Annotated in this window: 11 protein-coding genes; 8 read left to right on the forward strand and 3 right to left on the reverse strand. The window is 64.2% G+C overall.

What is annotated here, in order from left to right; translation table 11 throughout:
- From AC5RWX_RS26120 to AC5RWX_RS26135, 4 genes are all read left to right on the forward strand, one after another.
- Positions 1 to 653 (forward strand): aldose epimerase family protein (locus tag AC5RWX_RS26120; RefSeq protein WP_494099188.1); only part of this gene is annotated, 653 nt, incomplete at its 5' end.
- A gap of 39 nt (positions 654 to 692) precedes the next feature.
- Positions 693 to 2,036, forward strand: coding sequence for an AI-2E family transporter (locus AC5RWX_RS26125; RefSeq protein ID WP_494099189.1), 1,344 nt, complete (start codon positions 693 to 695; stop codon positions 2,034 to 2,036).
- Positions 2,037 to 2,039: 3 nt separating this feature from the next.
- Entirely contained in the window at positions 2,040 to 3,278 is a 1,239-nt protein-coding gene (ilvA, locus tag AC5RWX_RS26130; RefSeq protein ID WP_494099190.1) for a threonine ammonia-lyase, read from the forward strand.
- Between the two features lie 8 nt (positions 3,279 to 3,286).
- A complete protein-coding gene (locus AC5RWX_RS26135) occupies positions 3,287 to 3,907 on the forward strand; it encodes a rhomboid family intramembrane serine protease (protein WP_494099191.1) in 621 nt (206 codons plus the stop codon).
- Positions 3,908 to 3,989: 82 nt separating this feature from the next.
- On the opposite strand, the gene greA is transcribed toward AC5RWX_RS26135, so the two are convergent.
- Both greA and AC5RWX_RS26145 read right to left on the reverse strand, forming a co-directional pair.
- Positions 3,990 to 4,484, reverse strand: a complete 495-nt coding sequence (gene greA, locus AC5RWX_RS26140; protein WP_163164261.1) for a transcription elongation factor GreA — start codon at positions 4,482 to 4,484, stop codon at positions 3,990 to 3,992.
- Between the two features lie 142 nt (positions 4,485 to 4,626).
- Positions 4,627 to 5,094 (reverse strand): DUF4307 domain-containing protein, encoded by a 468-nt coding sequence (locus tag AC5RWX_RS26145; RefSeq protein WP_494099192.1) that lies wholly within the window; start codon positions 5,092 to 5,094, stop codon positions 4,627 to 4,629.
- A gap of 129 nt (positions 5,095 to 5,223) precedes the next feature.
- On the opposite strand from AC5RWX_RS26145, the gene mca reads away from it, so the two are divergent.
- Both mca and AC5RWX_RS26155 read left to right on the forward strand, forming a co-directional pair.
- Entirely contained in the window at positions 5,224 to 6,129 is a 906-nt protein-coding gene (gene mca, locus AC5RWX_RS26150; RefSeq protein ID WP_494099193.1) for a mycothiol conjugate amidase Mca, read from the forward strand.
- Positions 6,130 to 6,226: 97 nt separating this feature from the next.
- Complete coding sequence (locus AC5RWX_RS26155; RefSeq protein ID WP_494099194.1) at positions 6,227 to 6,592, forward strand: hypothetical protein; 366 nt, start codon at positions 6,227 to 6,229, stop codon at positions 6,590 to 6,592.
- A gap of 72 nt (positions 6,593 to 6,664) precedes the next feature.
- On the opposite strand, the gene trhA is transcribed toward AC5RWX_RS26155, so the two are convergent.
- Positions 6,665 to 7,327, reverse strand: a complete 663-nt coding sequence (gene trhA, locus AC5RWX_RS26160; RefSeq protein WP_494099196.1) for a PAQR family membrane homeostasis protein TrhA — start codon at positions 7,325 to 7,327, stop codon at positions 6,665 to 6,667.
- A 248-nt stretch (positions 7,328 to 7,575) separates the two neighbouring features.
- On the opposite strand from trhA, the gene AC5RWX_RS26165 reads away from it, so the two are divergent.
- Both AC5RWX_RS26165 and phoH2 read left to right on the forward strand, forming a co-directional pair.
- The gene (locus AC5RWX_RS26165; protein ID WP_494099197.1) at positions 7,576 to 8,337 is read left to right on the forward strand and encodes an isoprenyl transferase; all 762 of its coding nucleotides are present in this window, start codon (positions 7,576 to 7,578) and stop codon (positions 8,335 to 8,337) included.
- A 238-nt stretch (positions 8,338 to 8,575) separates the two neighbouring features.
- Positions 8,576 to 9,915, forward strand: a 1,340-nt coding sequence (gene phoH2 / locus AC5RWX_RS26170; RefSeq protein ID WP_494099195.1) for an RNA 5'-3' helicase PhoH2, incomplete at its 3' end; no start/stop codon positions are given.

Consider the following 9,915-nt stretch of genomic DNA (forward strand, 5'->3'; position numbering starts at 1 on the left):
ACGGGCTCCTGCGCAACTCCTCCTACGCGCTTGTTGACGAGTCGGAACATTCAGTCACGCTCGAGGCAACTATTTTTCCCCAGCATGGATACCCCTTCCTGGCGCGCCACCGGGTGCAGTACCTCCTCACTGAAGATCTTGGCCTTGAGGTCCGCCAGACGTTTGCCAACCATTCCAGGAAGGCCGCGCCGTTCGTCCTCGGGGCCCATCCGTATCTGCGGTTGGGGGACATCCCGGTTGAGGAACTCGTGTTGACCGTGTCCGCTGATACCCAATTGCTGGCTGACGAACGCCTCATTCCGCGCAGCAGCGCGCCCGTCCACGGCGACACCGACTTCCGGGCAGGGTTGCATGTTGCCCCGCTGAACGTGGACGTCGCCCTGACCGGCCTGCAGTTTGAAGGGGGCAAGGCGCGCCACGTGCTGGCGGCTCCGGACGGCCGGCAGGTGAGCCTTTGGCAGGATGAATCATGCCGGTACGTCCATGTCTACGTCAGTACGCAGTACCCGGGCCGGAGCCGCGCGGTGGCAGTTGAACCCATGACCGGTCCGGCCAACGCCTTCAACTCCGGTGACGGCCTCCGGTGGGTGCAGCCGGGCGAATCCTTCACCATGTCGTGGGGGATCGACTACCGTTCCGGTGCCGCTGGGTAGCAGTTTCCCATTAGGCCGTGGCTGGGGAATTATTAGGCTATGACGCCAGCCGAGGATCCCGTACCGCCCGACCCTCAACTTCCTGCACGGCAACCGTACCCTGCACCGGCCAACGGAACTCCACCACTGCGCGTTCTGACCGACCGTGAACTGGACAAGGACATTCCCTACGGAGTGCGCATCGCCGCATCCTGGGCTTGGCGCCTGGGACTCATCCTCCTTGTGGGCGGCGCTCTGGTGTGGCTGCTGCGCGGAATCAGTTTCCTCATCATCCCGGTGATGGTCGCCGCTCTCCTGGCCGGCCTCCTGAACCCGGTGGTGGGCTGGCTGAAACGGCGCAGGATCCCGGGCGGGGCGGCTGTGGCCATCACGGTGGTGGGCTTCCTGGGCCTGATCGGGGGATCGCTGGCGCTGGTGGGCAGGCAACTCGTCGCCGGTTTCGGGGAACTCTGGTCCGAAGCGCTGACCGGCATCCGGCAGATCCAGAACTGGTTGTCCGAGGGGCCCCTCCACCTGACGGCCGACCAGATCGATCAGTACCTGCAGGAGGCCAGCACGGCGCTGCAGGACAACACCAGCAATATCCTCAGCGGTGCGCTGTCATTCGGCAGCAGCGCAGGGCATTTCGCCGCGGGACTGGTCCTTGCGCTCTTCGTCCTCATCTTTTTCCTGCTCGAGGGCGACCGGATCTGGGCGTTCCTCGTCCAGCTGCTGCCACGGAAGGCACGGGCGGCGACGTTCGGTGCCGGGCGTAAGGGCTGGGCTTCGATGGTCAGCTATGCCCGCATCCAGATGTTTGTGGCATTTGTGGATGCAGTGGGCATCGGCCTGGGTGCGGCGATTATCGGCGTCCCGCTGGCGCTGCCCCTGAGTGTGCTGGTGTTTATCGGTTCGTTTATCCCGATCGTCGGGGCCCTGGTGACAGGTGCCATTGCAGTACTGCTCGCGCTGGTAGCCAACGGCCCCATCAATGCCCTGATCATGCTCGGCATCGTGCTGCTGGTCCAGCAGTTGGAGAGCCACATCCTTCAGCCACTCGTGATGGGCAAGGCGGTAGCCCTGCATCCGGTGGCAGTGATCCTCTCGGTAGCGGCAGGTTCCTACCTGGCCGGGATTCCCGGGGCGCTGTTCTCGGTGCCTATCCTCGCCGTCGCAAACTCGGCCGTTCGCTACATTGCCGCCAGAACGTGGGAACATGAACAGGTGTTGGCATCACCTGCAGGCCCGGTGGCTGCCGGCGCCGGCCCGGACAGCACCATTACGCGTGTTGACCCGCCGGACGCCCTCAAAGGCGGCGTGGACGACGCAGCCAGCACCGACCCAGAACAACCTGACGCCCGTTCGAACGGCGCGGCGCCGGGGCCGAAATCCAGAGGAGATTAGTCCGTGAACATCCTTGAAACCCTTCCCGTCACGCTGGACGATGTCCTGGAGGCGCAGAAGCTGCTCGACGGGATTATTGCGCGGACCCCGGTGGAATCATCCCGGGCACTGGGGGCGCTGGTCGGCGGTGACGTCTACTTCAAGTGCGAGAATCTTCAGCGGGCGGGATCATTCAAGGTCCGCGGCGCCTACGTGCGGATGGCGCGGCTGTCCCCGGAAGAAAAAAAGCGCGGCGTAGTGGCCGCATCCGCAGGCAACCACGCCCAGGGCGTCGCCGTAGCCGCCAAGAGCCTCAGCATCAAAGCCCGGATCTACATGCCGCTGGGCGTGGCACTGCCGAAACTCGCTGCCACCCGCAGCCACGGGGCCGAAGTCATCCTGCACGGACACAATGTCGACGAGGCGCTCGCCGAAGCCCAGCGGTACAGCAACGAAACCGGGACGGTCTTCGTCCACCCGTTCGACAACGTGGACGTCGTTGCCGGCCAGGGCACGCTGGGACTCGAAATCCTGGAGCAGGTACCGAACGTTGACACCGTGCTCATGGGCGTAGGCGGCGGTGGGCTCCTGGCGGGTGTTGCCGTGGCCATCAAGGCCCGGGCCAGGGAATTGGGCCGGGAGATCCGCATCATCGGCGTGCAGGCCGAAAACGCGGCTGCGTACCCGCCGTCACTCGCTGCCGATGCACTCGTCCCGTTGAAGAAGGTGTCCACTATGGCCGACGGCATCGCCGTTGGGCGCCCGGGGCAGCTTCCCTTCAGTATCATCCGTGAACTGGTGGACGACGTCGTAACGGTCAGCGAAGACTCGCTCGCGCGTGCACTGATTTTCCTGCTGGAGCGGGCGAAGATGGTGGTGGAGCCTGCCGGCGCTGTCGGAGTGGCCGCTCTCATGGACGGCAAGATCGAGAACCCCGGAACCACGGCCGTGGTCCTCTCGGGCGGCAACATCGACCCCATGCTGATGCTCAAAGTCATCCAGCGTGGCCTCTCCGCTGCAGGGCGTTACATGACCGTCCGTATGATGCTGGACGACCGGCCGGGCTCGCTTGCCACCATCGCCCGCATCATCGCTGAGAACGATGCCAACGTCACCGGCCTGGACCACACCCGGGTAGGCGGATCGATCAGCATGGGCGACGTCTCCATTACCGTTAACCTCGAAACCAAAGGCCACGAACACTGCGAGCAGGTCCTCAGCGCGCTCCGCGCCGAAGGATTCCAGCCCATCGTGGTGCACTAGGACAAATCATGGCCGGACTGATGGGTAACAGAGGCTTCGGGGAGCGGCGTACCATCGCCGCCCGCGCAAAGGGCGGACTGCTGGTGCTTGGCGGCTTTGTGGCACTCCTGTTCGCTATTGAACTGTTCAACGCGCTGATGCTGCGCTCGCTGAACAGGACGTTCGGGCTGCGGCCCAGAAGCGCCGACGGGCTGCTGGACATCTTCACCTTCCCGCTCCTGCATGCCAACCTGAACCACTTGTTGTCCAACAGCCTGCCGCTGATAATTTTCGGCTTCCTGGTCTTTCTGTCCGGACTCCGGGTTTTCCTGACGGCACTGGCCTTCAGCTGGCTCGGCTCCGGGCTGACTGTCTGGCTGATCGGAAACGGCGGGATCACGGTGGGAGCCTCCGGCCTGGTCTTCGGGCTGTTCTCTTTCCTGCTGGTCCGGGGCTTTTTCAACCGGAGTTGGCGGCAGATCCTCCTGGCAGTTGTGCTGTTCATGGGCTACGGCAGCATCCTGCTGGGCGTCCTCCCGCTGGTCTCCGGCTTCGTCTCCTGGCAGGCCCATCTCGGCGGCGCGGCCGGGGGAGTGGTGGCCGCGCTGCTCCTGCGGCCCCGCAAAGGTATAAAGGGCATCAGGTCCTGACCTGCGCCCGGAACATGCCACATTAAAGGCGAAGCGCCGGCCGCCCCTGAGGGGACTGCCGGCGCTCCTGGTGCGTTTGGGACTACGCCGCGTAGGGCTTGGCGGAAAGGATCTCCACTTTGATGTCCTTGCCGTTGGGCGCCGTGTAGCTCAACGTGTCGCCTTCCTTGTGTCCCAGGATGGCGGCACCCAGCGGAGACTTCTCGCTGAATACGTCAAGATCGGAATCGCCTGCGATTTCGCGGGAACCGAGCAGGAAGGTTTCTTCGTCACCGGCAATCCTGGCAACCACGATCATGCCGGGCTCCACGATTCCGTCGTCTGCCGGAGACTCGCCCACGTGGGCATCCCGAAGCAGGGCCGTCAGCTGGCGGATGCGGGCCTCAATCTTGCCCTGCTCCTCCTTGGCTGCATGGTAGCCGCCGTTTTCCTTGAGGTCACCCTCTTGCCGGGCTGATTCGATTTTCTGGACGATCTCTGCCCGGCCAGCGCCGGAAAGGTGGTCCAGCTCTGCCTTCAGGCGGTCAAAAGCTTCCTGGGTAAGCCAGGCTGCAGCTGCGCTGTTGGTGGTAGACACGGACTTCTCCTCTAATGGTCCTACATGCAAAAGACCCCGCCACGGTGGCCACTTGTGGAACAGTAACCAGCTCAGCGGGGTAAAGGTATTGCTCTATTGTAGTCAACCCTGTGGATTAAACCCAACAAGGAAGCGGCGCGTATCACATCTTCTTTCCGGAGTCGCCGGGAATCCAGCAGCTGTCCACCACGCCGGATACGGACTGAGACTCGGTCCTGACCGGGATGCGCTGCGAAACCGTTCGCCCGCCGTCGGCTGTTCCGTCTGCCTCAGAAGGAGGAATGTCCACGACTTTCCACCCCACCACGGCGTATTTCGAATCCAAAGCCTTCACGGCGCACTGCACAGAGGTTCCGGGTTCCCGGGTCACCTGGAAGTCCACCTCGGCCAGCGTGGCGTCCGTGGTTACATAGCCGATGTCCTTGAAGCTTACGTCGGTGAGGGAATTCGACGTGGAAACCCAGGCCATAAAACCGATCCCGGCGGCCAGCGCCGCGCCACCGATCGTGCGCTTGGCGGCAGGGGAGAGCCGGCGCTTTTTAGCACCATAACGATTGGCTAGGCTAGTGTTCGCGGGCTCGGAATGGGCCGGCTGGTCCGGGGAAGTCACCAGACCAGTTTAGTGCCCCTTCCGGCGGAGCTTTCCCGGCCGGCGGCACAGCAGGCCCTATAGTCCCCGCCCGTTCAGCAATCGTTCTGCAGCCACAAGCCGCAAAGTAGAATAAGGAGCCGTCCTTCGATGACAGCGTCCAGTAACTCCCACGCACCGCTCCGGCTGCTCGCCGTCCACGCCCACCCCGACGACGAGTCCAGCAAGGGCGCGGCCACGATGGCCATGTACGCAGCGTCGGGGGTGGAGGTCATGGTGGCCACCTGCACGGACGGCTCACGCGGGGATATCCAGAACCCCGCAGTGGAAGGCGAGCCACATCCCAAACGGGACATGGCGGGTGCCCGGCGCCTGGAGATGAAGCGGGCCGCCCGGATCCTGGGCATCAAGCATCGGTGGCTGGGCTTTGTCGATTCGGGCCTCCCTGAAGGTGATCCGCTTCCGCCCCTGCCGGCCGGGTCCTTCGCCACCTTGCCACTGCACCACGCGGCCGCCCCGCTGGTGCGACTGGTCCGCTCGTTCAAGCCCCACGTCATCCTCAGTTATGACGAGAACGGTGGATATCCCCACCCGGACCACATCATGGCGCACCGGGTTGCCGTTGAGGCTTTTGACGCCGCCGGCGACGCGGCGCGTTATCCTGACGCCGGCGAGCCTTGGGAACCGGGCAAGCTGTACTACGACAGGGCCTTCAGCCCTGAACGTTTCCGTGCCTTGCACTTCGCCCTCGAGGAAGCGGGCCTTCAGTCCCCCTACGCTGAGCGGCTCGCGGCATGGCTGGAGTCCGACGCCGAAGGCCACACCCCGCCGCCGGCCCCGCACCCCACCACCACCCAGGTGGACTGCGGAGACTTTTTCGAGGTGCGCGACGACGCCCTGCGGGCGCACCGCACGCAGGTCGATCCGCTGGGGTTCTTCTTTGCCGTATCCCCGGAAATGCAGCGCCGGGCGTGGCCCTGGGAAGATTACTCACTGATCCGGTCGCGGGTGCCGTCCGAGCTCCCCGAGAAGGACCTGTTCGCGGGGCTAAGATAGTAGCGGCAGGCATTTCTATGCCGCGTAGAAGATGTGCCCGGACCCGGGCCGCCTAATCTGCTGCCTGCTGACACCCGTTCCATAGAAGGTATTCAACGTGCAACGTCTGCTCCTCAGCCTGGCTACCACCCCCTCGCCCCTGCCCACGCCCTCCCTTCGGGAGGGGATCTCAGAGGACCAGGTGACGCCGGGCCTCCTGGGTTTCATCATGACGGCTTTCTTCGTGGTAGCCACGGCCCTGCTGATCGTTGACATGGTGCGCCGCATCCGCCGGGTCCGTTACCGGGCGCAGGTGGAGGAGGAGCGTATTGCCGCGGCCGCTGCCGCGGATATTGAAGCGGAGGAGGCCGCAGAAGCGGATTCCGGCGTGGCCGGTCCTGCCGCAGGTTCACCGGCAGGCGATTCCTACCAGGGCCCGGCCGACGGCGGTGCGGACGCCGATCCGGGAAGCCGCCGGCACTAGAGTCTTCCGGGCTCCGGTCCTTGCCCGTCCCTCGACGCCGTATGGCAGGTAGCCAGGACAACCCCTGCAGCGCTAGCTGAGTACTGCCAGGGCTATGGCTGTGAAATGCGCAGCGAAAGCCACCACGGTCAAAGCATGGAAGAGTTCATGGAAGCCAAAGTGGTGGTAGCTGAAGTTGGGCTTTTTAAGGGCATAGAAGACTGCGCCGGTGATGTACAGCACCCCGCCCACGCAGATGAGGACGGCGGCGGGGGCGCTGGCCTGGAAAAACTCTGGTAGGTAGAACAGCGCGCCGCAGCCGAGGGCGATGTAGATCGGAACGTACAGCCAGCGGGGTGCCTGGGTCCAGAGCAACCGGAACAGCACGCCCAGGATCGCGCCGGACCAGATCACCCACAGCAGCAGGACGGCCTGTGGCCGCTCCAGCAGGGTCCAGGCGAGCGGGGTGTAACTGCCGGCGATGACCAACATGATGTTCGTATGATCCAGCCGCTTGAGCGTTATCTTCACCCGCGGGGACCAGTTACCCCGGTGGTATACGGCGCTGACACCAAACAGCAGCACGCCAGTTGCCGCGTAGATGGCTGACGTGATCTTGCGGTCAACGGTAGGGGCCAGGAGGACGAGCACAATTCCCGCCGCAAGTGCCAGTGGAGCAGTGACGGTGTGGATCCAGCCGCGCCACTTCGGCTTTATCATCAGGAGCTCGGCCAGGCGTACGGCAGCGTCGTCCATGGGGGATGTGCCGGCGTCCGATTCCACGCTTGCTCCCTCGCCTGGAATATCCTTGGGCTGCGGCGTCCGGGGACCGTCCGGGGTGTCGCTGTTCATGGCTCCAGAATAACTTACGGACCGGTAAGTTACTGCTGGGTAACGTGGCGCCGGCCGCCATGGTGGCCAGGCGGGCGGCCCCCGTCCGTGACGGACGGTAGCCTAGGATGTGCAAGCCGTACGTACAGCAAGGAAGTCAGGTGAGAGACCGCGTGGAGTTGCCCGGGTTCCTCTACGGCTTTTACGAGCGCCGGCTGCTCAAGGACCTTGCGCGCGACCGCATCCCGCGGCATATCGGGGTGATGGTGGACGGCAACCGGCGCTGGGCGAAACAGTTCAACGCGCCCACCAGCCAGGGCCACCAGGCCGGCGCAGACAAGATTCATGAATTCCTTGGCTGGTGCCAGGAACTCGGGATCAAGGTTGTCACGCTGTACATGTTGTCCACGGACAACATGAACAGGTCCAGTGAAGAGCTGGATCTTCTGATGGGAATCATTGCCAACACCCTGGACCGGCTGGACGAGGACGCCAATATCTCGGTACACGCCATGGGTGCTCCCGAGCTGCTGCCGGACTATCTTGCGGAGCGGCTCAACAAGCTCACCGCACGCACGCCGGTCCGGGAAAAGATCCATGTCAACGTGGCCGTCGGGTACGGTGGACGCCGGGAAATCGTTGACGCGGTGCGGGAGCTGCTGCACGACGCCGTCGCCAAAGGAGCGGACATCGACAAGCTCGCCGACAACCTCTGCGTGGACGATATCTCCCGGTTCCTCTACACACGGGGCCAGCCGGATCCGGACCTGGTGATCCGTACATCCGGTGAACAGCGGCTCTCCGGGTTCCTTATGTGGCAGAGCGCCTACAGCGAGTTCTACTTCTGCGAAGCGCTGTGGCCTGCATTCCGCAAAGTGGACTTCCTGCGTGCCCTCCGCGATTACGCAGGCAGGCAACGCCGCTTCGGCACCTGACATTCCGGGTTCACCGACAGTTCACGGGGCTGCAACAGGAATCACCGCGTAATGGTTGCGGAAATTACTTCCGATGGATTTACGTTATATCCATCAGCAGGCAAACCGCCGGCTGATCGGGGAGGCCAGTACATGGAGCGAGACATCGCACCGGTTGTATGGGAGGCCGGACCCGGCCTCCTGGCCGAGCCGCCTCACCACTAACAAATCCGGGCATGCGCCCGGGGCTGGAGTCGATGTGGCTACTTCTGAACAACTGCCCGGGGTTCTGTTCGACCAGGGCCGGAAAGCTACCTCTCGCGCCACGCGAGCCACGTCAGGAACCGGCGCAGCGAAAGATGCTGCGGCCGGTTTTGCTGTTTCCGGAAGGGAAGCCAACATCCACACCTTCGTGATCGACACCTCCGTCCTGCTGTCCGACCCCCGCGCGCTGCTGCGCTTTGCGGAACATGAGGTGATCGTGCCGGTGGTGGTCATCACCGAGCTTGAAGCCAAGCGTCACGACCCCGAACTTGGCTACTTTGCGCGTAAGGCGCTCCGGCTCCTTGATGATCTGCGCGTCAAACACGGTGGCCTGAGCCAGCCAATCCCGATCGGCGACGACGGCGGCACGCTTATGGTGGAACTGAACCACATCTCCGCTGAAGTGCTGCCGCTGGGGTTCCGCAGCGGCGACAACGACTCCCGCATCCTCGCGGTGGCAAAGAACCTCGCGAACGAAGGCCGGGACGTCACCGTGGTGTCCAAGGACCTGCCCATGCGGGTTAAAGCGTCGGCCATGGGACTCACCGCGGACGAATACCGCAACGAGCTGGTGAAGGACTCCGGCTGGACGGGCGTGGCCGAAGTGGAGGCCGGGGATCAGGAGATTTCCACGCTGTACGGCCACGAACCCGTGTTTATCCCGGCGGCAGCGGAACTGCCCGTTAACACCGGCCTGGTCCTGCTGTCCAACCGCGGCTCCGCGCTTGGCCGCGTTGGTGCCGATAAGCAGGTCCGCCTGGTGAAGGGCGACAGGGATGTCTTCGGCCTCCACGGACGGTCCGCGGAACAGCGGCTCGCCATCGACATGCTTATGGACCCCGCCGTCGGCATCGTCTCCATCGGCGGCCGGGCAGGAACCGGCAAGTCAGCCTTGGCTTTGTGCGCCGGCCTGGAAGCGGTCCTCGAACGCCGCGAGCACCGCAAGGTGATCGTTTTCCGGCCCCTTTACGCCGTGGGCGGCCAGGAACTGGGCTATCTCCCCGGCTCCGAGTCCGAGAAGATGAACCCTTGGGCGCAGGCGGTCTTCGACACCCTCGGTGCGCTGGTCAGCCAGGAAGTGGTGGAGGAGGTCATGGACCGCGGGATGCTCGAGGTTATGCCACTCACCCACATCCGCGGACGCTCCCTCCACGACGCCTTCGTGATCGTTGACGAGGCCCAGTCACTTGAAAAGAACGTCCTGCTGACCGTCATGAGCCGTATCGGCCAGAACTCGAAGATCGTCCTGACCCACGACGTCGCCCAGCGCGACAACCTCCGCGTCGGACGCCACGACGGGATTGCCGCCGTCGTCGAAACCCTGAAAGGACACCC

This window comes from Arthrobacter sp. SPT-J7 (assembly GCF_059089965.1).